General features: G+C 75.6%; 22 protein-coding genes and 4 tRNA genes. 16 read left to right on the top strand and 10 right to left on the bottom strand.

The window, feature by feature from the left end:
- Nucleotides 1-56 precede the first annotated feature (56 nt).
- The 5 genes from AC3WUG_RS08755 to AC3WUG_RS08735 all read right to left on the bottom strand — a co-directional run bounded on the left by AC3WUG_RS08755 (nt 57) and on the right by AC3WUG_RS08735 (nt 4,212).
- Nucleotides 57-464, bottom strand: a complete 408-nt coding sequence (locus AC3WUG_RS08755) for a hypothetical protein (RefSeq protein WP_492327323.1) — start codon at nt 462-464, stop codon at nt 57-59.
- Between the two features lie 140 nt (nt 465-604).
- Complete coding sequence (locus AC3WUG_RS08750; RefSeq protein ID WP_492327322.1) at nt 605-1,765, bottom strand: SpoIIE family protein phosphatase; 1,161 nt, start codon at nt 1,763-1,765, stop codon at nt 605-607.
- Nucleotides 1,766-1,776: 11 nt separating this feature from the next.
- The gene (locus tag AC3WUG_RS08745) at nt 1,777-2,565 is read right to left on the bottom strand and encodes an alpha/beta fold hydrolase (RefSeq protein ID WP_492327354.1); all 789 of its coding nucleotides are present in this window, start codon (nt 2,563-2,565) and stop codon (nt 1,777-1,779) included.
- A 34-nt stretch (nt 2,566-2,599) separates the two neighbouring features.
- Nucleotides 2,600-3,382 carry a CPBP family intramembrane glutamic endopeptidase gene (locus AC3WUG_RS08740; RefSeq protein ID WP_492327321.1) on the bottom strand — a complete coding sequence of 261 codons (783 nt, stop codon included), beginning with the start codon at nt 3,380-3,382 and terminating at the stop codon, nt 2,600-2,602.
- Between the two features lie 170 nt (nt 3,383-3,552).
- Nucleotides 3,553-4,212, bottom strand: a complete 660-nt coding sequence (locus tag AC3WUG_RS08735) for a response regulator (RefSeq protein ID WP_492327320.1) — start codon at nt 4,210-4,212, stop codon at nt 3,553-3,555.
- Nucleotides 4,213-4,490: 278 nt separating this feature from the next.
- Here AC3WUG_RS08735 and AC3WUG_RS08730 point away from each other — a divergent pair, with 278 nt between their 5' ends.
- Both AC3WUG_RS08730 and AC3WUG_RS08725 read left to right on the top strand, forming a co-directional pair.
- Entirely contained in the window at nt 4,491-5,228 is a 738-nt protein-coding gene (locus AC3WUG_RS08730) for a hypothetical protein (RefSeq protein WP_492327319.1), read from the top strand.
- Nucleotides 5,225-5,419 (top strand): hypothetical protein, encoded by a 195-nt coding sequence (locus tag AC3WUG_RS08725; RefSeq protein WP_492327318.1) that lies wholly within the window; start codon nt 5,225-5,227, stop codon nt 5,417-5,419. Before AC3WUG_RS08730 ends, AC3WUG_RS08725 begins: the two co-directional genes overlap by 4 nt.
- A gap of 25 nt (nt 5,420-5,444) precedes the next feature.
- On the opposite strand, the gene AC3WUG_RS08720 is transcribed toward AC3WUG_RS08725, so the two are convergent.
- From AC3WUG_RS08720 to AC3WUG_RS08705, 4 genes are all read right to left on the bottom strand, one after another.
- Entirely contained in the window at nt 5,445-6,647 is a 1,203-nt protein-coding gene (locus AC3WUG_RS08720; protein WP_492327317.1) for a sensor histidine kinase, read from the bottom strand.
- A 117-nt stretch (nt 6,648-6,764) separates the two neighbouring features.
- A tRNA-Val gene (locus AC3WUG_RS08715) sits at nt 6,765-6,839 on the bottom strand.
- 13 nt (nt 6,840-6,852) lie between these two features.
- Nucleotides 6,853-6,923: transfer RNA gene (locus AC3WUG_RS08710), tRNA-Cys, on the bottom strand.
- A gap of 53 nt (nt 6,924-6,976) precedes the next feature.
- A tRNA-Gly gene (locus tag AC3WUG_RS08705) sits at nt 6,977-7,048 on the bottom strand.
- Nucleotides 7,049-7,276: 228 nt separating this feature from the next.
- Between AC3WUG_RS08705 and AC3WUG_RS08700 the strand changes: the two genes are divergently transcribed.
- Entirely contained in the window at nt 7,277-8,401 is a 1,125-nt protein-coding gene (locus AC3WUG_RS08700; RefSeq protein WP_492327316.1) for a chorismate-binding protein, read from the top strand.
- Nucleotides 8,402-8,406: 5 nt separating this feature from the next.
- Nucleotides 8,407-9,255, top strand: coding sequence for an aminotransferase class IV (locus AC3WUG_RS08695; protein ID WP_492327315.1), 849 nt, complete (start codon nt 8,407-8,409; stop codon nt 9,253-9,255).
- Nucleotides 9,256-9,279: 24 nt separating this feature from the next.
- Here AC3WUG_RS08695 and AC3WUG_RS08690 read toward each other — a convergent pair whose 3' ends face one another.
- Nucleotides 9,280-9,708 (bottom strand): SsgA family sporulation/cell division regulator, encoded by a 429-nt coding sequence (locus AC3WUG_RS08690; protein WP_147793659.1) that lies wholly within the window; start codon nt 9,706-9,708, stop codon nt 9,280-9,282.
- A 217-nt stretch (nt 9,709-9,925) separates the two neighbouring features.
- On the opposite strand from AC3WUG_RS08690, the gene AC3WUG_RS08685 reads away from it, so the two are divergent.
- The 12 genes from AC3WUG_RS08685 to AC3WUG_RS08630 all read left to right on the top strand — a co-directional run bounded on the left by AC3WUG_RS08685 (nt 9,926) and on the right by AC3WUG_RS08630 (nt 20,608).
- Nucleotides 9,926-9,997 (top strand) — tRNA-Val (locus AC3WUG_RS08685).
- Between the two features lie 144 nt (nt 9,998-10,141).
- Complete coding sequence (gene thrS / locus AC3WUG_RS08680) at nt 10,142-12,157, top strand: threonine--tRNA ligase (RefSeq protein ID WP_492327314.1); 2,016 nt, start codon at nt 10,142-10,144, stop codon at nt 12,155-12,157.
- A gap of 4 nt (nt 12,158-12,161) precedes the next feature.
- Nucleotides 12,162-12,773, top strand: coding sequence for an HIT family protein (locus tag AC3WUG_RS08675; protein ID WP_492327313.1), 612 nt, complete (start codon nt 12,162-12,164; stop codon nt 12,771-12,773).
- Nucleotides 12,774-12,780: 7 nt separating this feature from the next.
- Nucleotides 12,781-13,398 (top strand): phosphatidylinositol phosphate synthase, encoded by a 618-nt coding sequence (pgsA, locus tag AC3WUG_RS08670; RefSeq protein WP_492327312.1) that lies wholly within the window; start codon nt 12,781-12,783, stop codon nt 13,396-13,398.
- Nucleotides 13,395-14,384 carry a phosphatidylinositol mannoside acyltransferase gene (locus AC3WUG_RS08665; protein ID WP_492327311.1) on the top strand — a complete coding sequence of 330 codons (990 nt, stop codon included), beginning with the start codon at nt 13,395-13,397 and terminating at the stop codon, nt 14,382-14,384. The genes pgsA and AC3WUG_RS08665 overlap by 4 nt, the downstream gene beginning before the upstream one ends.
- A gap of 32 nt (nt 14,385-14,416) precedes the next feature.
- A complete protein-coding gene (locus AC3WUG_RS08660; RefSeq protein WP_492327353.1) occupies nt 14,417-15,607 on the top strand; it encodes a glycosyltransferase family 4 protein in 1,191 nt (396 codons plus the stop codon).
- Nucleotides 15,604-16,236, top strand: coding sequence for a hypothetical protein (locus tag AC3WUG_RS08655; protein WP_492327310.1), 633 nt, complete (start codon nt 15,604-15,606; stop codon nt 16,234-16,236). The genes AC3WUG_RS08660 and AC3WUG_RS08655 overlap by 4 nt, the downstream gene beginning before the upstream one ends.
- Before the next feature lie 180 nt (nt 16,237-16,416).
- A complete protein-coding gene (gene pdxS, locus AC3WUG_RS08650; protein WP_239068540.1) occupies nt 16,417-17,265 on the top strand; it encodes a pyridoxal 5'-phosphate synthase lyase subunit PdxS in 849 nt (282 codons plus the stop codon).
- Nucleotides 17,262-17,891, top strand: a complete 630-nt coding sequence (locus tag AC3WUG_RS08645) for an NUDIX hydrolase (protein ID WP_492327309.1) — start codon at nt 17,262-17,264, stop codon at nt 17,889-17,891. Before pdxS ends, AC3WUG_RS08645 begins: the two co-directional genes overlap by 4 nt.
- Nucleotides 17,892-17,940: 49 nt before the next feature.
- Entirely contained in the window at nt 17,941-19,140 is a 1,200-nt protein-coding gene (locus AC3WUG_RS08640; RefSeq protein ID WP_492327308.1) for a pyridoxal phosphate-dependent aminotransferase, read from the top strand.
- A 9-nt stretch (nt 19,141-19,149) separates the two neighbouring features.
- On the top strand, nt 19,150-19,767 hold the full coding sequence (gene pdxT / locus AC3WUG_RS08635) for a pyridoxal 5'-phosphate synthase glutaminase subunit PdxT (protein WP_492327307.1): 618 nt from the start codon (nt 19,150-19,152) through the stop codon (nt 19,765-19,767).
- 85 nt (nt 19,768-19,852) lie between these two features.
- Nucleotides 19,853-20,608: a YebC/PmpR family DNA-binding transcriptional regulator gene (locus AC3WUG_RS08630; RefSeq protein ID WP_492327306.1), complete on the top strand. Its 756-nt coding sequence runs from the start codon at nt 19,853-19,855 to the stop codon at nt 20,606-20,608.
- Nucleotides 20,609-20,766 lie beyond the last annotated feature (158 nt).

Genomic DNA, 20,766 nt, shown 5'->3' with positions numbered 1-20,766 from the left:
CCGGTGGGGCACCGGACCGGCCAGCAGGTCCAGGACCAGGCGGCGGGACGCGCGGGTCAGGCGGGCCGGGGTCCGCCCGCCCGGCGCTCCTCCAGCCGCCGGCGCAGGAACAGCAGCGGCAGCAGCCAGGTCGCCAGGGCGGTGACCAGCCAGACGATCACGACCGCCGCGATCCAGGTCGCCGCACCGCCCTCGATCGTCAGCCCGCCGGTGACGGCCGAGGCGATCAGCAGGGCGACGAAGGTCGACACCAGGCCGATGCCGCCCAGGAACGCGCCGGCGTAGCGGGCCGCGATCTTCGCGATGAACGGCGACAGCACGGCCTGGGCGACCGTGAACACGACGACCGCGGCGAGGAACCCGCTGGTCGTCAGGTGGAAGCCGTCGAGGAGCAGCGAGGCCACCCAGAGCCCGAGGGCCGCCGAGCCGAGGAAGATCAGCAGCCGGATCAGGAAGATGATCATGGCGGGCTCCAGCGTCCGGGCGGGCCGCGCGGGTGCGGCGGCACCTCCACGGTGGCGTCGGCGGACCGCGGCGGCATCACCTCCGCGGGGTGACCGGTCCGGACAGTCGGGCGCGGGACGCCGGCGACCGGGGCCGGGGCTCAGGCCGCCGGCGGCCGCGGTCCGGCGTCGACGGCGACGGTCACGACGGCGATGTCGTCGCGCGCGTCGTCGGCCTGGAACGCCATCACGTCTGCCAGCACCGCCCCGGTGGTGTCGGCGGCCGTCGCGCGGTGGGCGTCGACCACCTCGGCGAGGCGCTCCGCCCCGTAGAGCCGCGGCCCCCGGCGCCCCTCGGTGACGCCGTCCGTGAACAGCACCAGCGCGTCGCCCGGGCCGATCTCGACCTCGGTGTCGACGAAGACGGGGGCGGGCATGATGCCGAGCACGTGCCCGTACGACCCGACGGGGTGCGCGGCCTGGCCGGCCCGGCGCAGGAGCGGCAGCGGGTGCCCGCCGCTCGCGACCGTGGCGCGCCAGGTCCCGCCCTCGCGGCGCAGCCGCACCAGCACCGCGGTGCAGAACCGGTCGGTGTCGGCGCGGCGCAGGACCTCGTCGAGGGTGTGCAGGACGTCGTGGGGCGCCGCGTGGTCGACCGCCGCGGCGCGCACCGTGTACCGGGCCAGCGCCGTGACCACGGCGGCGTCGGCGCCCTTGCCCTGGACGTCCCCGAGCACCACCACCCAGTCGTCGGCGGCCACCTGGAAGACGTCGTAGAAGTCGCCGCCGACGTGCCGGCCGTCGCCCGCGGGCCGGTACGCCGCCGCGACGTCCAGCCCGGGGACGTGCGGCGGCGTCGGGGGGATGAGCGTCTGCTGCAGGGTCTGCGCGAGCCGGACGGCGCGCGCCTCGGAGGCCTCGGCGCGGCGCTTGGCCGCGAGCACCTCGTGCTCGTACCGGCGCCGCTCGGTCACGTCGAACACCGCTGACCGGATGCCGACCGGCCGCCCCTCGTCGTCGCGGTCGAGCACCGAGGTGACGAGGACCGGCATCCGCCGTCCGTCCGCGCAGACGATCTCCAGGGCGATCTCCCGCGCGGTGCCCTGCATGCGCAGCGACGGCGCGACGTGCGTCTCGTGGAAGATCCGGTCGCCGACCGGGAGCAGGTCGACGAACCGGCGCTCGCCCAGGTCGGCCCGGGTGTACCCGGTCCAGGCGAGGAAGGTCTCGTTGACCCGGACGAGCCTCCCGTCGGGCGTCGTCGACAGGTGGCCGCACGGGGCGTGCTCGTAGAGCAGCCGGTCCTCGGTCGCGTCGGCCACGGGTACCCCCCTCAGCCGCGGAGGAACGCGGCGATCGCCGCCGTCGTCGCCTCGGGTGCGCTGAGCTGCGGGCAGTGGCCGCTGGCGTCGAGCAGCACGAGCTCCGCGCCGGGGATCGCGTCCCGCACGTACTCGCCCACGACGACCGGCGCGATGACGTCCTGGCTGCACTGGAGCACGAGGGTCGGCACCGAGACCTTCGCGAGGTCGGCCCGGTTGTCGGACAGGAACGTCACGCGCGCGAACTGCCGGGCGACGTCCGGGTCGGCCCGGCAGAAGCTCTCCGTCAGCTCGGCCGCGAGCCCGGGACGGTCGGGGTTGCCCATGATCACCGGCGCCATCGCCCGCGACCACCCGAGGTAGTTGCTGTCGAGCGACTCGAGCAGCTCGGCGATGTCGGCCGCGGAGAAGCCGCCGGTGTAGCCGTCGTCGTCGAGGTAGCGCGGCGACGGCCCGATCAGGACCAGCCGCGCGAACCGGTCGGGCTCGGCGACCGCCGCCAGCACGCCGATCATCGCCGACACCGAGTGGCCGACGAGCACCACGTCCGTGAGGTCGAGCTCGTGCACGATCGCGAGGACGTCGTCCGCGTAGCCGTCCAGCGAGGCGTACCGGTCGCGGTCGTACGCCGCCGGGTCGGAGCCGCCCGCGCCGACGTGGTCGAAGGTGATGACGCGGTAGGCGTCCTCGAACCGCGGGGCCACGAGCCGCCACATGTGCTGGTCGCAGCCGAACCCGTGCGCGAACAGGAGCGGCTGCGCGCCGGGGACGCCCGTGACCCGGAGGTGGTGCCGCTGCATGACGCTCACGGGGCGAGCGTACCGAGCGGCGGGGTCACACCCGCGCCGGCCGGGCGTCGACGGCCGGCGTCAGCCGCTCGTGCGCGCCTCGGACGACCCAGGCCACCGCGACGAGCCCGACCAGCCCGACCACCAGCTGGAGGCCACCCAGGCCCGCGAGCGCCGACGGCTCGCCGCGCCCGGCCGCGAAGACCGAGAAGTCCCACAGGGCGTGCAGGACCATCGCCCAGACCAGCGTCCCGGTGACGCGACGCAGGATGTACAGCGCGGTGCCGAACAGGAACGCGGACAGCACCTGGAACAGCGTCTGCCCCAGCGCCTGCCCGTCGACCAGGTTCACCAGGTGCATCAGCCCGAACGTCAGCGAGGACAGGAACCACACCCAGCCCTCGCCCAGGCGGGAGCGCAGCCCCACGACGAGGAGTCCACGGGTGGCGATCTCCTCGGTGAAGCCGACGAGCAGCAGGACCAGCGACGCGGCGAAGAACCCGACGTCGTAGGCGCCCCAGTCGGTGCCGACGAGGTTCAGCACCATCAGGACGGTCAGGAGGAGCGGGACGACCAGGGGCCACCGGTGCGCGGCGCGGTGCTGCTCGTGCAGGGCGGGACGCCACCAGCCGAGCGCGGTCGTCAGGACCGCGAGGGCGATCGCGCCGACCACCAGCGAGATCCCGACGCCGAGGAACAGGTTGCTGCCGCTGTCGCCGAGCTCGGGGTAGGGGACCCCCGACAGCCGCTGGACGAGCGCGACGAGCAGCACGTAGCCCACCACGGCGGCGAAGCCGATCCACACGGCGGGCCGGACCCGGTCCTGCATGACGACCTCATCTCCCCGGGGGTGCCCGGTCCTCGGCTGCGGTCGGTGCGGGTTCGCCTCGACCTGGGATCATCGTCCGTCCGGCGGAGCGGGACCCGGAGCCCACCGCGGGCCGGTCCCGGGTGCGACTTCAGTCGCACGCTGACGGCGGTGCCGCCGGACGCGCGAGGTCAGCCGGCGGCGTCACGGACGAGCAGGGCCACCTGCACGCGGTTGTCGACCCCGAGCTTGTCGAACAGGTGCCCGATGTGGGTCTTGACGGTGCCGACGCTCATGAACAGCTCGGCCGCGATGTCCTGGTTCGACAGCCCGCGCGCCACCGCCTCGGCGACCTCGGTCTCGCGCTCGGTCAGGGCGGCCAGCCGGCGTCGCGCGTCCTGCGCCGTCTCCCGGTCCGGCCCGTGGGTCACCGCCGCGATCAGCTGGGCGGTGACCGACGGCGACAGCATCGGCCGGCCCTCGGCCGCGGCGTGCACGGCGGCGAGCAGGTCGGCCGGCGGGGTGTTCTTCAGCAGGAAGCCCGTCGCGCCCTCGCGCAGCGCCGTGACCACCATGTCGTCGGTGTCGAAGGTCGTGAGGACCACGACGGCGACGTCCGGCGCCGCAGGCCGCAGCCGGCGCAGCGCCTCGAGGCCGTCCAGCCGCGGCATGCGGATGTCCATCAGCACGACGTCCGGCTGCGTGCTCGCGACCAGCCGCAGGGCCTCCTGGCCGTCGGCGGCCTCGCCGACGACCTCGACCGCCGGGTCGGCGCCCAGCACCATGCGCAGCCCGATGCGGACCAGGTCCTCGTCGTCGACCAGCAGGACGCGGACGGTCCCGGCGGTCACGCGGGCACCGCCGGCGCGACGGCGTCTCGGTGCTCCATGGGGCCAGCGTAGGGCGCGTCCCGGCCCGGGACCCGGCTACGACCTCGGTCGGAGCGCCGCGGCGGCCGCGGGCCGATCCGGGTCCCGTGCCGCGCCGGGCAGCCTCGGGGCATGAGCACTCGCAGCCACGCCCGCCTGTCGTCCCGGCGCCCGGAGCACGCCGTGCGGGCGTGCGGCGCGGACGTCCGGCGGGCGCTCGGGCTCACCCGCTGATCCGACCCCACCTCCAGGAGCACGCCATGCGCACCACCCGAGTCCTGAGCCTCACGCTCGCCACCGCCGCCCTCGTCGCCGGGGGCACCGCCGGAGCCGCGCTCGCCGACGAGGGCAGCGGCTTCACGATCTGCTTCGACGACGTGACCCAGACCTTCGGGCCGGGGTACGTGCTCGAGTCGTTCCTGGCCGACGGCGCCGTCGAGGGCGCGTGCACCGAGAGCCGGACCGAGGAGGTGCCCGGGCTCCCCGTCCCGGTCGCGTCGACGGTGGGCCAGGTGCTCGACCCGCGGACCCCGGATCCCGGCACGGCCACCGAGGTGCCGGAGCCGGTCGCCCCGACGGCCGTCCCGGAGGAGGTGCTGCCCACCGCGGTCCCGCAGCCCTCCGCGGTCACGCTCGACGTGCCGCCCGCGCTCAGGACGACCGGACCGCTCGCCGAGCCGGAGCCGCCCCTCCGCACGCCGGACCCGGGATCTTCGGTGACCGTCCCGGTGCGGGGTACCGGCGGTGGTGCCGCGACCCTGCCGACGGACCGGCTCCCCGAGGTGCGCACCGCCGCACGAACCGACGCCGGGACCGCGCCGTCGCCGGCCGCGACCTCGCCGGCCCCGACGCCCGTGCAGGCGCAGCACACCGTGCCGGCAGGGAGCCTCGCCGTGACGGGTGCCCCCGCGCCGCTGCTCCTGCTGCTGGCCGCCGCGACGACCGCCGCCGGCCTGGCGCTGCGCGCCGCGGCACGGGTCCGGCGGGCCGCGGCGTGACCGCGCTCGCCGGGGCCGACCGCCCGGTCCTGCTCGTGCCCCGCGTCCTGTCGCCCGCCGAGGTCGAGGCGGTCTGCTCCGGGCGGCTCGCCCTGGCCCACCCGGCCGCGGCGTCCTGGCTGCGGGAGCGCGCCCGGATCCAGCTGGGCCCGGACGGGGAGCAGAGCGTGCGGGTGGTGGACGCGGTCTGACCGCCGTGCGCCGCCGCGGGTGGTGTCAGGCGTCGTCGGGTCCGGGCCAGGGCAGCACCGCCCGCAGCCGGTAGCCGCCGGCACCGTCCGGCCCGTGGTCCAGCCGCCCGCCCAGCAGGCGCACGCGCTCGGTCGCGCCGACCAGCCCCGTCCCGGACCCCTCGACCCCGGACGCACCCGTCCCGGCGTCGTTCTCCAGCAGCACGTCGAGGAGGCCGCCCGGGGTGCCCGCGACGGTGACGCGGACCGGGGCCCCGGGTGCGTGCTTGCGCGCGTTGGTCAATCCCTCCTGGACGACCCGGTACACGTTCCGGCTCGTCGCGGGCGGGAGCGCGGGCAGCGCGTCGGCCGTCGCCGGGCCGATCGACAGCTCGACGGGGGAGCCGGCCGCGCGGGCCTGCTGCACCAGGTCGGGCAGCGCGTCCAGCGTCGGCTGCGGCGGCTCCGGCACCGTGGACGGGCCCGGCTCGGCGCGCAGGACCCCGAGCACCTGCCGCAGCTCGACCAGCGCGAGGTTCGCGTTGTCCCGGACGACGGTGGCCGTGGCCGCGCGCTCCGCCGCGGGCAGGTCGTCGCGGAACGCCAGGGCGCCGGCGTGCATGGCCACCAGGGAGATCCGGTGCGCCAGTACGTCGTGCATCTCGCGGGCGATGCGGGTGCGCTCGGCCACCTGCGCCTGCTCCACCCGGGCCGCCTGCTCGCGCTCGGCGGCGTGCGCCCGGTCGCGGAGCGCCCGGAGCAGGTCGCGCCGGCTGCCGAGGTACGCGCCCAGGCCGACCAGGGCGGCGTAGAGGGCGGCCGTCAGCACCACGCGCGCCCCGACCTGGGCCGCGGTGTCGCCGCGGACCGCGTCGTCCAGCGCGGTCGAGCCGACGAGCAGGGCGCCGACCAGCACGATCCCGGGCCAGCGCCGCCACGTCGCGAGCGAGACGACCGCGAGCACGACCGCGCCGAGGGTGGACGCGCAGACCGCGGTGGCGAGCACCACGCCCGCCGCGACGGCCACGGGGAAGGCGTGCCGCCACCGCAGCGCGACCAGCGAGGCGACGCCGACGGCCCCGTCGAGCACCCACCGGAGCGCGGAGGCGGGCGGGGACTGGTCGATCGAGGCGGCCAGGCCCACCGCGCCGACGACGGCCACCGCCGCGAGCCGGAGCAGCTCGCCGCGGTCCGACAGCGGCGTCGGGTTCGCCCGACGCGAGGGCGGCGCGCCCGTCTCGATCGCCATGCGGCCAGGGTAGGGGCCGCGGCGTCCCGGGGCCGGTGACCGCGACGGGAGTCGTCGGGGTGCTCGCGGCCCGGAGCACGACGAAGGCCCCAGGTCGGTGACCTGGGGCCTTCGTGCTGGTGGGCGATACTGGGATCGAACCAGTGACCTCTTCCGTGTCAGGGAAGCGCGCTACCGCTGCGCCAATCGCCCGGGTGTTGCTACGAGGTGGAGATGGGATTCGAACCCACGTATACGGCTTTGCAGGCCGCTGCCTCGCCTCTCGGCCACTCCACCCTGAGACCTCAGTCCTCAGCGACCGAAAGGCCGGCCGGGAGTGTCTGCCTCCGAGCGGACGACGGGATTCGAACCCGCGACCCTCACCTTGGCAAGGTGATGCTCTACCACTGAGCCACGTCCGCGCGCCTGTCCTGCCGGTTCTCACCGGCGTTCCTGGTGCGTCGAGAACATTAGCCGACTTCCGAGGCGGGAGTCCAATTGGCTGACCAGGGGCCCGAAGTCCCGCGTGATGACGCGGATCGGGCCTCTCAGCAGGGGTGTCGGGGCATCCGGGCGGCCAGGACCGGGTCGTGCGACCTGCGCCACACCCCCGCCGCGGGCCGGGCGCGCGGCTGGCTAGCGTGGCCCCCGTGCCGACTCCTCCCGCCGCCGCCGCGGCGCCGCCGACACCCGCCCCCGGCGTCGCCTGGTTCGGCGGGCGGCTGCTCCGCGACCCGGTCGAGCACGTGGCCGACGTGGCCCGGGAGCCCGCGCGGCTGCGCGCGCCGGGGCACTGGGTGCTCGTGGGGGACTTCGAGGGTCCGGTCGCCGCGTGGCGGTTCCGGGCCGCCGAGGACGACGCGGCCGCCGGGGCGCCCGGTGCCCGGGCGTGGCGCGGCCCCGACCCCGGCGCCTGGTCGACCTCGCTCGACGAGCAGGCCTACGTGGCCGCGGTGGCCGCGGTCCGCGACGCCGTGCGCGAGGGCGACGTCTACCAGGCGAACCTCTGCCGCGTGCTGACCGCGCCGCTGCCGGCCGACGGGGATCGCGAGCCCGACGCCCGCGCGCTGGGCGCCCGGCTGGCGGCCGGGAACCCGGCGCCCTACGCCGGCGGCGTGCACGTCCCGGCCGGGGGAGCGGTGCCACCGGTGTGGGTGGTCACGGCGTCGCCGGAGCTCTACCTCCGGGTCGAGGACGGCTGGGTCACCTCCGCGCCGATCAAGGGCACGGCCCCCACCGCCGCCGGGCTGACCGCCAAGGACAGCGCCGAGAACGTGATGATCACCGACCTGGTGCGCAACGACCTGCAGCGGGTCTGCGAGCCGGGCACGGTGGAGGTGACCACGCTCCTGGGCGTCGAGGAGCACCCCGGGCTGGTGCACCTGGTGTCGACCGTGCGCGGGCGGCTGCGCGCGGACGTGCGCGACGCCGGGGACCTGTGGGCCCTGCTGCTGGGCGCGACGTTCCCGCCCGGGTCGGTGTCGGGGGCGCCGAAGTCGTCGGCGCTCGACCTGATCCGCCGGCTGGAGCCGGTGCCGCGCGGGCCCTACTGCGGGGCCGTGGGCCGGGTCGAGGTCGCGGAGGACGGCGGGGTGCGCGCGGAGCTCGCCGTCGGCATCCGGACGTTCGTGTGGCGCGACGGCGCGCTGCGGTTCGGCACGGGCGCGGGGATCACGTGGGGGAGCGACCCCGACGCGGAGTGGGCGGAGACCGAGCTGAAGGCCCGGCGGCTCGTCGGCCTGGCCTCGGGCGGCGCCGGCCCGGTGGCAGGATGACGGCCGTGGTGAGCGTCCTGTGGGCCGGCGGCGGGCTGCGCGACCCGCGCGAGCCCGTCGTCGCGGGCAGCGACCCCGGCTACGCGACCGGCCTCGGCCTGTTCGAGACCTGCGCGGTGGTCGGCGGCCGGGCCTTCGCGCTCACCCGGCACCTGGCGCGCCTCGCCGCGTCGGGCGCCGCGCTGGGGCTGCCGGTGGTCCCCGACGGCGAGGTCCGCGAGGCCGTCGCGGCGGTGCTCGCGGCCAGCGGCCCCGAGGTGGGTCGGCTCCGCATCACGGTGAGCCCGGGTGCGCCCGGCCCCGACGGCGAGGCCCCCGCGCCCGCGCTCGTGGTCACGGCCGCCCCCGCGCCGGCCCGCGGCCCCGCGCACGTGGTCCGGTCCGCCTGGGTGCGCAACGAGCGGTCCCCGCTGGCCGGGCACAAGTCGACCTCCTACGCCGCGGACGTCCTGGCGCTGGCGGCGGCGACCCGCGCCGGCGGGAACGAGGCGCTGCTGGCGAACACCCGCGGCGCGCTGTGCGAGGGCGCCACGTCGAACGTGCTCGTCGAGCGCGGCGGCGAGCTCCTGACCCCCGGCCTGTCGTCCGGCTGCCTGCCGGGCGTGACCCGCGCGCTGGCGCTGGCGTGGGCGGCGGACGCGGGCCTGCCGGTCCGGGAGGCGGGCGACGCCGAGCTGCCGTGGTCGGTCGTCGAGGACGCGCGCGGCGGGGCCGCCGGTCTCGCGCTGGCGGGGTCGCTGCGGGGCGTCGTCGCCGTCGAGGCGGTCGAGGGCGCGCCGACGTCGGTCGGGCCGGTCACCGCCGAGCTGGTGCGGCTGTTCCGGGCGCGCGCCGAGGACGACCTGGACCCGTAGGCCCGGGTCGCCGGGGGCGACGGGTCAGGCGGTGAGCAGCGCCGCGATGAGGGCGGCGATCTCGCCCTCCATGCGGTCGCTCTCGGTGCCGAGCGCGACCAGCTGCTCGGTGGCGGTGAGGAACCGCTCGAGGGGCTCGGACGGGGACGCGAGCAGCGCGCTGCCCTCGATGCCCGTGAGCGAGATCAGGGTGAACATCGGGTCCTCGTCGCGCCACACCTGGACGTCGCCGCAGCCGGCGGGGTCCTCGGCGTCGGCGAGCATGCCCTGGAGCAGCAGCTCGCGGCCGAGCAGCCATACCGAGGTGGACTGCGGCGAGGTGAACACGGCGCGCACCGTGTAGGGGTCGCTCACGCGGTAGGACAGCTCCGCGGTGACAGGCAGGACGCTGGCATCGGAGCTGATGAGCTGCATGGCGACGGTCTCGACGACGTCGTACGAGCGCTGGGCCACCGCATCCTCCTTCACACACGTCTCGCGAGAAGACCATCATGACGCACGGGTCGCCAGGAGCGGAGGTCCCGGGGCGAACTTCACCCACCCGGACGCCTCACCCCTTGCCCCCGCCGGACGATGTCGCGACCCCCGCGGCACCGGCCGGCGCTCCACGAGCGGGACGCCGCGCCGATTTCGGTTCCGCGCCCCCGGTCGGGTAATGTTCTCGTCTGCCGGGCGATTGGCGCAGTGGTAGCGCGCTTCGTTCACACCGAAGAGGTCACTGGTTCGAACCCAGTATCGCCCACCGGCTCGAAGGCCCCGGTCCCGTCGCGGACCGGGGCCTTCGTCGTGCCCGACCTCGTGGCGGGCCGTCGACCGGGTGACCGGTCGGTAGCATCGACCCGGACCCCGCGCGCGAGGCGCGGGCCCGACCGGAGGAGACCCCGCAGTGTCCGAGCTCATCACCCTCACCGTCGACGGCACCAGCACCACGGCCGAGGCGGGGACCACGGGCACGGACCTGTTCGCCGCTCGCCGCGACGTGGTCGTCGTGCGGGTCGACGGGGACCTGTGGGACCTGTCCCGCCCGCTGCCCGACGGCGCGGTCGTCGAGGCCGTCACGGTCGACTCGCCGGACGGCCTCGCCGTGCTGCGCCACTCCGCGGCCCACGTGCTCGCGCAGGCGGTGCAGGAGGTCAACCCGAAGGCCAAGCTCGGCATCGGACCGCCGGTGACCGACGGCTTCTACTACGACTTCGACGTCGAGGAGCCGTTCACCCCCGAGGACCTCAAGGCCCTCGAGAAGGTCATGTCCCGGATCGTCAAGGAGAACCAGACGTTCCGCCGGGTCGAGGTCACCGACGACGAGGCGCGCGCGCTGGCCGCGGACGAGCCGTACAAGCTCGAGCTGATCGGTCTGAAGTCGACCGCCGAGACGGCGGGCGAGGGCGCGTCGGTCGAGGTCGGCGCCGGCGGCCTCACCTACTACCAGAACGTGCGCGGCGCGGGCCGGGAGTCCGAGGCGGTCGTCTGGCAGGACCTGTGCCGCGGCCCGCACGTGCCCAGCACCAAGGTGCTCGGCAACGGCTTCCAGCTGACCCGCTCGGCCGCCGCGTACTGGCGGGGGAGCGAGAAGAACCCGCAGCTGCAGCGGATCTACGGCACGGCGTGGCCGACCAAGGACGAGCTCAAGGCGTACCTGGAGCGCGTGGCCGAGGCCGAGCGCCGCGACCACCGCCGGCTGGGCACCGAGCTCGACCTGTTCTCGTTCCCGGACGAGATCGGCTCGGGCCTGGCGGTGTTCCACCCCAAGGGCGGCATCATCCGGATGGAGATGGAGGAGTACAGCCGGCGCAAGCACGTCGAGGCGGGCTACTCGTTCGTCAACTCGCCGCACATCACCAAGCAGCAGCTGTTCGAGATCTCGGGCCACCTCGACTGGTACGCGGACGGGATGTACCCCCCGATGCAGCTGGACGAGGAGCGCGACGCCGAGGGCAACATCAAGCGCGCGGGGCAGAACTACTACCTCAAGCCGATGAACTGCCCGATGCACAACCTCATCTTCGACTCCCGGGGGCGCTCGTACCGCGAGCTGCCGCTGCGGCTGTTCGAGTTCGGCACGGTGTACCGGTACGAGAAGTCCGGCGTGGTGCACGGCCTGACCCGCGCCCGCGGCTTCACCCAGGACGACGCGCACATCTACTGCACGCGCGACCAGATGAAGGGCGAGCTCACCAGCCTGCTCACCTTCGTGCTCGACCTGCTCAAGGACTACGGCCTGGACGACTTCTACCTGGAGCTGTCCACCCGGAACCCCGAGAAGTCGGTCGGCGAGGACGCGGCGTGGGAGGAGGCGACCGAGACGCTGCGCCAGGTCGCCACCGAGTCCGGCCTCGAGCTGGTCCCGGACCCGGGCGGCGCCGCGTTCTACGGCCCGAAGATCTCCGTCCAGGCCAAGGACGCGATCGGCCGCACCTGGCAGATGTCGACGATCCAGCTCGACTTCAACCTGCCGGAGCGGTTCGACCTCGAGTACACGGCGGCCGACGGCACCCGGCAGCGCCCGGTGATGATCCACCGCGCGCTGTTCGGGTCGATCGAGCGGTTCTTCGCGGTGCTCACGGAGCACTACGCGGGCGCGTTCCCGGCCTGGCTCGCGCCGGTCCAGGTGCTCGCGGTGCCGGTCGCGGAGCCGTTCGAGCCGTACCTCGAGGACGTCGTGGCCCAGCTGCGCGCCCAGGGCATCCGCGCCGAGCTGGACCGGTCCAGCGACCGGTTCGGCAAGAAGATCCGCAACGCCAGCACGCAGAAGATCCCGTTCGTGCTGATCGCGGGCGGTGAGGACGCGGAGGCCGGCGCGGTGTCGTTCCGGTACCGCGACGGCCGCCAGGAGAACGGCGTGCCGGTGGCCGAGGCCGTCCAGCGCGTCGTGGCCGCGGTGCGCGAGCACGCGCAGGTCTGACGCGGTGAGCCAGCACGACGACGCGCTGCCCGGCGGGGCGGCGGCGGCCGAGGACGCCGCCGCCCTCCCGGGCGTGCCCGACGGCTTCGGCCGGCTGTGGACCCCGCACCGGATGGCCTACATCGGCGGGGAGAACAAGCCCGCCGACGGCGCCGAGGGCGACGGCTGCCCGTTCTGCCGCATCCCGGCGCTGTCCGACGAGGACGGCCTGGTCGTGGCGCGCGGGGCGGTCGCCTACGTCGTGCTCAACCTCTACCCGTACAACGGCGGCCACGTCCTGGTGGTCCCGTACCGGCACGTCGCCGACTACACGGACCTGACCGACGCCGAGGTGGCCGAGGTGGCTGCGCTGACCCGCACCGCGATGCGCGTGCTGCGCGAGGTGAGCGGCCCGCACGGCTTCAACCTGGGCATGAACCAGGGCGCCGTCGCCGGCGCGGGCATCGCGGCGCACCTGCACCAGCACGTGGTGCCGCGCTGGTCGGGCGACAGCAACTTCCTGCCGATCGTCGGCCGCACCCGGGCGCTGCCGGAGCTCCTGCACGACACCCGGGCGCGCCTCGCGGCGGCCTGGCCGGCGGGCGACGACCGCCCGGCCGGCGACCAGAAGGGATGACCGGCCCGTGCTGAACGGACTGCGAGGAGCCATGACGCGGCTCTTCACCCCGGTGGCGGACGCGCTGCTCAAGCGCGGCGTCTCCCCGGACGCGGTGACCATCACGGGCACCGTGGCCGTCGTCGCGGCGGCCCTGTGGCTGTTCCCGGCGGGGCACTTCCTGGCGGCGAGCCTGGTGATCGCGTTCTTCGCGCTCACCGACAGCCTGGACGGGGTGATGGCGCGCCGCGCCGGCCGGTCCGGGCCGTGGGGCGCGTTCCTCGACTCGACGCTCGACCGGTTCGGCGACGCGGCGATCTTCTCGGGCCTGGTGCTGTGGTTCGTGCACGGCAGCGGCTCGTCCTGGGCGGGCTGGGGCTCGGGCCTGGCGCTGGCGTGCCTGGTGCTCGGCGCGATCGTGCCGTACGCCCGGGCGCGCGCCGAAGGCCTCGGGATGACCGCGGCGGTCGGGATCGCCGAGCGCGCCGACCGGCTCGCGACGGTCCTGGTCGCCACGGCCCTGGTCGGCGTCGGTGTGCCGGAGCCCGTGCTGGTCGTGGTGCTCGGCCTGCTCGCCGTGGCGTCGTTCGTGACGGTGGTGCAGCGGGTGCTGACGGTCCGGCGCCAGGCGCTGGGGGCGGCGTGAGACGCCCGCAGGTGGACGTCGCCCGGCTGTTCGCGTTCGCGTGGCGGGTCGTCGGCAAGGTCCCCGACCCGGTGGTGCGCGGCGCGTTCCGGCTGGTCGCCGACGTGGCGTGGCTGCTCCGCGGTGCGGGCGTCCGGCAGCTCGAGGCGAACCTCGGCCGCGTGCGGCCCCAGGCCCGCCCGGACGAGGTGCGCCGGCTGAGCCTGCTCGGGATGCGGTCGTACATGCGGTACTACGGCGAGTCGTTCGCCCTGGTGGGCGTGAAGCCGGGGCAGATCGACGCGCGGGTGCGCCTGGTGGACGCGGGCGAGGTCGTCGCCACGATGAACGAGGGCCGCATGGTCGTCATGGCGCTCGGCCACCTGGGCAACTGGGACCTGGCCGGCGCGTGGGCCACCCGCAACCTCGGCCGGACCGTCACCGTCGCCGAGCGGCTCAAGCCCGAGGCGCTGTTCCAGGAGTTCCTCCGGTTCCGCGAGGGCATCGGGCTCGAGATCATCCCGCTCTCGGACGGCGGCGCGGGCGGCGGCGTGTTCCGCGAGCTGGTCCGCACCGCGCGCCAGCCCAGCCCCGGCCTGATCCCGCTGCTCGCGGACCGTGACCTGACCGCCCGCGGCGTCGAGGTCGACCTGTTCGGCGAGCGCGCCCGGGTCGCGGCGGGCCCGGCCGCCCTGGCCGTGGCGACGGGTGCGCCGCTGTGCGCGACCACGATCACCTACGAGCGGCTCACGGGCGCGCGCCGCCGCGCCGCCGGGACCGCGTGGGGCGTCGTGATCGAGTTCGGCCGGCTGCTCACCGTCCCCGACGACGTGCCGAAGGCCGACCGGGTGGCGGTCCTCACCCAGGCCTGGGTCGACGACCTCGGCCGCGGCATCGCCCGGACGCCGCAGGACTGGCACATGCTGCAGAAGGTGTTCGTGGCCGACCTCGACCCCGAGCGGTACGCACGGACCCTCGCGGCGGAGGCCGGGGGAGCCGCGCGGTGATCGCCGGCCTGGCCCCGGGACCGTCCCGGCCGCTGCGGGTCGGCATCGTCTGCCCGTACTCGTTCGACGTCCCCGGCGGCGTGCAGTTCCACGTCCGCGACCTCGCGGAGGCGCTGATCGGCCGCGGGCACAGCGTGTCCGTGCTGGCGCCCGCCGACGACGACACCCCGATCCCGGGGTACATGACGTCCGCGGGGAAGGCGGTGCCGGTCCGGTACAACGGCTCGGTCGCCCGGCTCGCGTTCGGCCCGCTCACCGCGGCGAAGGTGCGCCGCTGGCTCGAGGCGGGGCAGTTCGACGTGCTGCACCTGCACGAGCCGGCGACGCCCTCGCTGAGCATGCTCGCGCTGTGGATCGCCGACGGCCCCGTGGTCGCCACGTTCCACTCCTCGCTGGTGCGGTCCCGGTCGCTGCAGATCGCCTACCCGCTGGTGCGGCAGTCGCTCGAGAAGATCGGCGCCCGGATCGCGGTGTCCGAGGACGCCCGCCGGACGCTGGTCGAGCACCTGGGCGGCGACGCCGTGGTGATCCCGAACGGCGTGTTCGTCGACGCGTTCCGCGGCACGCCGGCCGACCCGCGCTGGGCCGGCACCCCCGAGGCGCCCACGGTGGTGTTCCTCGGCCGGCTGGACGAGCCGCGCAAGGGGCTGCCCGTGCTGCTCGGCGCGGTGCCGGAGGTGCGCCGGGCGTTCCCGGGCGCGCGGTTCCTCGTGGCGGGGCGCGGCGACACCGGCCCGGACGAGGTGCGCGAGCTGATCGGCGACGACGCGGACGCGGTGGAGTTCCTCGGCGGGATCAGCGACGAGGACAAGGCGCGGCTCCTCGCCTCGGCGGACGTGTACTGCGCGCCGCAGACCGGCGGCGAGTCGTTCGGCATCGTGCTGGTCGAGGCGATGAGCGCGGGCACGGCGGTGCTGGCCTCGGACCTCGGTGCGTTCCGGCGGGTGCTGGACGACGGCGAGGCCGGTGCGCTGTTCCGGACCGGCGACTCCGCCGACCTGGCGCGCGTGCTGGTCGGGCTGCTGGGCGACCCCGCGGAGCGGGCGCGGATCGCGGCCGCGGGCGCGGCCGCCGTGCCGCGGTACGACTGGTCGACGGTCACGCACCAGGTGCTGACCGTGTACGAGATGGCGGTCGAGGGCAGCGCGGCGCCGGTCGGCGAGGACCCGACCTCGCGGCGCGGCGCCCGGACGGCGCTGCGGCGCCTGCGGGGTGACGAATGAGCTGGTCCGAGACCGCCGTCCTCGTGGTCGGGGTCCTCCTGGTTGTGCTGTGGTGGTCCTGGGTGGCCGCGTCGCGCATCGACCGGCTGCACCGCAAGGTGGCCGCCTCCCGCGCGGTCGTGGACACCCAGCTGCTCCGGCGCGCGTCGGCCGCGTCGACCCTGGCGGCGTCCGGCGTGCTCGACCCGGTGAGCTCGGTGCTGGTCGGCGAGGCGTCCTGGGCGTCGATCGCCGCGGGCAGCCCGCAGACCCAGGGCATGGCCCGGCTGCCCGCCGAGCTCCGCGGGCCGGAGCGCGTCGACCCGGCGACCGCGGACCGCGGGCTGGTCGAGTCCGAGCTGTCGGCGACGCTGCGCGAGGCGCTGGACGACCCGGACGAGGTCGCCGCGCTGCGCGAGGAGCCCGGCGCGGCCGAGCTGATCGACGCGCTCGGGGACGCCTGGTACCGGGTGCAGCTCGCCCGCCGGTTCCACAACGAGGCCGTCGCCCAGGCGCAGCGGATGCGCCGGGGCTGGGCGGTGCGCACGCTCCGCCTGGCCGGGCACGCGCCCATGCCGCAGACGCTCGAGCTGGACGACGCGTGGCCCGCCGCGCTCGGCCGGCCCGGGCAGCCGCCCGCCGCGGCCTGAGGCCGGGGCGCACCCGCGCGCCGCGTGGACGCCCGCCGTCGGCGGCGCCCGGCGCGACTACGATGGGAGCCGGAAACTCCCCTGAGCCGAACTGCGAGGACCTCCGTGACCACCGACACCACCCAGCCCACCACCGGCGCCGACGTCCCCGCGGTGGGCACCGCCCGCGTGAAGCGCGGCATGGCGGAGATGCTCAAGGGCGGCGTGATCATGGACGTGGTCACCGCCGAGCAGGCGAAGATCGCCGAGGACGCGGGCGCCGTCGCCGTCATGGCGCTCGAGCGCGTGCCCGCCGACATCCGCGCCCAGGGCGGCGTCGCGCGGATGAGCGACCCGGACCTCATCGACGGCATCGTCAACACGGTGTCCATCCCGGTGATGGCGAAGGCCCGGATCGGCCACTTCGTCGAGGCGCAGGTGCTGCAGAGCCTCGGCGTGGACTACGTCGACGAGTCCGAGGTGCTGACCCCGGCCGACTACGCGCACCACATCGACAAGTGGCAGTTCACCGTGCCGTTCGTCTGCGGCGCGACCAACCTGGGCGAGGCGCTGCGCCGCATCACCGAGGGCGCGGCGATGATCCGCTCCAAGGGCGAGGCCGGCACCGGCGACGTGTCGAACGCGACCACCCACATGCGGACCATCCGCGACGAGATCCGCCGGCTGTCCTCGCTGCCCGAGGACGAGCTGTTCCTCGCCGCCAAGGAGCTGCAGGCGCCGTACGACCTCGTGGTCGAGGTGGCCCGCGCCGGCAAGCTGCCGGTCGTGCTGTTCACCGCGGGCGGCATCGCCACCCCGGCCGACGCGGCGATGATGCGCCAGCTCGGCGCCGAGGGCGTGTTCGTCGGCTCCGGCATCTTCAAGTCGGGCAACCCGGCGCAGCGCGCCGCGGCGATCGTCAAGGCCACCACCTTCTACGACGACCCGGACGTCATCGCGAAGGTGTCCCGCGGCCTCGGCGAGGCGATGGTCGGCATCAACGTGGACGACGTCCCGGTGCCGCACCGCCTGGCCGAGCGCGGCTGGTGACGCACCCCGTGCCGACCGACGGCCCGTCGACCCCCGCGGGGGCCGGCGGGCCGTCGCCGTCGGTGGCCCCGGCGGCGACGTCGGCGTCCTCGCTGGGCGCCGACTGGGTGCTCGGCGAGGACGGCCTGCGGTTCCGCCGGGCCGCGCGGGTGCTGCTGCTCGACGCCGAGGACCGGCTGCTGCTCGTCCGCGGGCACGACGTGGACCAGCCCGAGCGGTCCTGGTGGTTCACCGTCGGCGGCGGGATCGACCCGGGGGAGTCCGCGCGCGAGGCGGCGGTGCGCGAGGTCCGGGAGGAGACCGGCCTGCTGCTGGACGACGCCGCGCTCGTGGGCCCGGTGCTCACCCGGTCCGCGCTGTTCGACTTCTACGCCGAGCACTGCCGCCAGGACGAGGAGTTCTTCCTGGCGCGGGTCGCCGACGCGCTGGACACCGCGACGATCGCACGCGACGGCTGGACCGAGGTCGAGCTCGACGTGCTGGACGAGCTGCGCTGGTGGCACCTGGACGAGCTGGCCGCCGAGACCCGCGAGGTGTTCCCCGAGGGCCTGCCGGACCTGGTCCGGCCGCTGCTGGCGGGGTGGGACGGGTCCGTGCGGCACCTCGGCCTGCAGCGCGACGACTGACGTTACCGGGGAGTAACGTCCGGGCCCGGTTCTCGGCTAGGGTCGGCCGGTGCCCATCTCGACCTCGCCCGTGACCCGCATGCACCGCAGCGGCATCCGCACCCTCATGGAGCTCGCCATGCGCGACCCGGAGGCGATCCGCCTGGAGATCGGCGAGCCCGACGTCCCGACGCCCGCGCACGTCGTCGCCGCGGCGGGCCGGGACGCCGCCGCCGGGCACACCGGGTACACCTCGAGCACCGGCACCCCCGAGCTGCGGGCCGCGCTGGCCGAGAAGGTGCGCCGGGTCAACGGGCTCGACGTCACCGCGTCCGACGTCGTGGTCACCCACGGCGCGATGCACGGGCTCGCCATGGCGATCAACGCGCTCGCCGGCCCCGGGGACCAGGTCCTGCTGCCGGACCCCGAGTTCCCGAACTGGCGGATGGCCGCCGTCGCCGCCGGGGTCGACGTCGCGACCTACCCGGCGCACGCCGCGAACGGCTTCGTCCCGACGCTCGCCGACATCGCCGCGGCGATCACGCCCGCGACGCGGGTGGTCGTCGTCTGCTCGCCGAACAACCCCACCGGCGCGATGTACCCGCCGGAGCTGCTCGCCGGCGTCGTCGAGCTGGCCCGCGAGCGGGACCTGTGGGTGTTCTCGGACGAGTGCTACGAGGCGATCACCTTCGACCGGCCGCACGCCAGCCCCGCGGCCTTCGACACCGACGGCCGGGTGCTCACCTTCTTCAGCTTCTCCAAGACCTACGCCATGACCGGCTGGCGGCTCGGCTACGTCGTGTCCCGGGACCCGGGCGTGATCGACCTGCTCGGCCAGGTCGCCGAGGCGACCGTCGCCTGCCCGTCGTCGGTCAGCCAGCGCGCCGCGCTCGCCGCGCTCACCGGCCCGCAGGACGACGTGACCGCGGCGGTCGACTCGTACCGGGAGCGGCGCGACGCCGCGGTCGCGCTGCTCGACGCGCGCGGCGTCCCGTCCGTGCGGCCGCAGGGCGCGTTCTACCTCATGGTCGACGTGTCGGCCGCGATGCGGGACTCCGAGGCGTTCGCGCTGCGGCTGCTCGCCGACCGGCACGTGTCGGTGTCCCCGGGATCGGCGTTCGGGCCGGGCGGCGAGGGCATGGTGCGCGTGTCGCTGGCCGCCGAGCGCGGCGCGCTGCTGGAGGGCCTGTCGCGGCTCGCGGACGCGGTGGCGGACTGGTCCCGGGCGGGCGTCGGCGGCGGTGCGCTGGCCGGCGTCGCCGATTCGTAGGATGTGCGGGTGACCGCCACCCCCACCATCGGTGTCCTGGCCCTGCAGGGCGACGTCCGCGAGCACCTCGCCGCGCTGCGCGCCACCGGCGCGGAGGCCGTCCCGGTGCGCCGGGAGTCCGAGCTCGACGCCGTCGACGGCCTGGTGCTGCCGGGCGGCGAGTCGACGACCATCGACAAGCTGCTGCGCGCGTTCGACCTGGACGTGCCCGTGCGGAAGCGGCTCGAGGCAGGCATGCCCGCGTACGGGTCGTGCGCCGGGATGATCCTGCTCGCGGACCGGATCGTCGGCGGCATCGACGGCCAGCGCACGCTGGGCGGGCTCGACGTCACCGTGCGCCGCAACGCGTTCGGGCGGCAGGTCGACTCGTTCGAGACGGACCTGACCATCGACGGCGTCCCGGACAGCGCGACCGACCCGGTGCACGCCGTGTTCATCCGCGCGCCCTGGGTCGACGAGGTCGGCCCGGCCGCGACCGCGCTCGCCCGCGTGGAGTCCGGGCCCGCCGCCGGTAGGATCGTCGCGGTGCGCCAGGGCTCGTTGCTCGCCACGTCCTTCCACCCGGAGGTGACGGGGGACACGCGGGTGCACCGGCTGTTCGTCGAGATCGTCCGCGACGCCCTGTGAGAGCGGGGGCGCGCTCCGCTGCCGGAGCGTGCCGCACCGCCGGCCCGGGCAGCGCCGGGGCGGCGCGGGAAACGAGAGGGAAGCGATGTCGGGTCACTCCAAGTGGGCCACCACCAAGCACAAGAAGGCCGTGATCGACGCGAAGCGCGGCAAGCTCTTCGCGAAGCTCATCAAGAACATCGAGGTCGCCGCGCGCACCGGCGGCGGTGACCCCGCGGGCAACCCCACGCTGTTCGACGCCATCCAGAAGGCCAAGAAGACCTCGGTCCCCAACGACAACATCGAGCGCGCCGTCAAGCGCGGCTCGGGTGCCGAGGCCGGCGGCGCGGACTACCAGACGATCCTCTACGAGGGCTACGGCCCCGGCGGCGTCGCGTTCCTGGTCGAGTGCCTCACCGACAACCGGAACCGCGCCGCGGCCGACGTGCGCGTCGCGTTCACCCGCAGCGGCGGCCAGATGGCCGACCCGGGCTCGGTGGCGTACCTGTTCTCGCGCAAGGGCGTCGTCATGGTCCCCAAGGAGGGCACCACCGAGGACGACGTCATGCTGACCGTGCTCGACGCGGGCGCCGAGGAGGTCAACGACGCGGGCGAGGCCTTCGAGGTGCTGTCCGAGGCGACCGACCTCGTCGCGGTGCGCACGGCGCTGCAGGAGGCCGGCATCGAGTACGACTCGGCCGACGTCGTGTTCTACCCGGCCACGCAGATCGAGGTGGACGCCGAGGGCGCCCGCAAGATCCTGCGGCTCATCGACGCGCTCGAGGACTCGGACGACGTGCAGAACGTCTACGCGAACTTCGACGCCTCCGACGAGGTCATGGCGGAGCTCGAGGACGACTGAGCCCCGCGCACGCGCGACGCCCCGCCCCGGACCCCCGGGCGCGGGGCGTCGTCGCGTCGGGGCCCCGGTCCGTCCGGCCTGCCCCCCTGCCCCCTGCCGGGCACCTCGACAGTGGAAGGGGGGGGGGGGGGGGGGGGGGGGGGGGGGGGGGGGGGGGG

It is taken from the genome of Cellulomonas sp. EB106-03-03-XG116 (assembly GCF_058792015.1).
The sequence above is the reverse complement of the archived record's forward strand: the minus strand, read 5'-3'. Positions and strand labels throughout refer to the sequence as shown.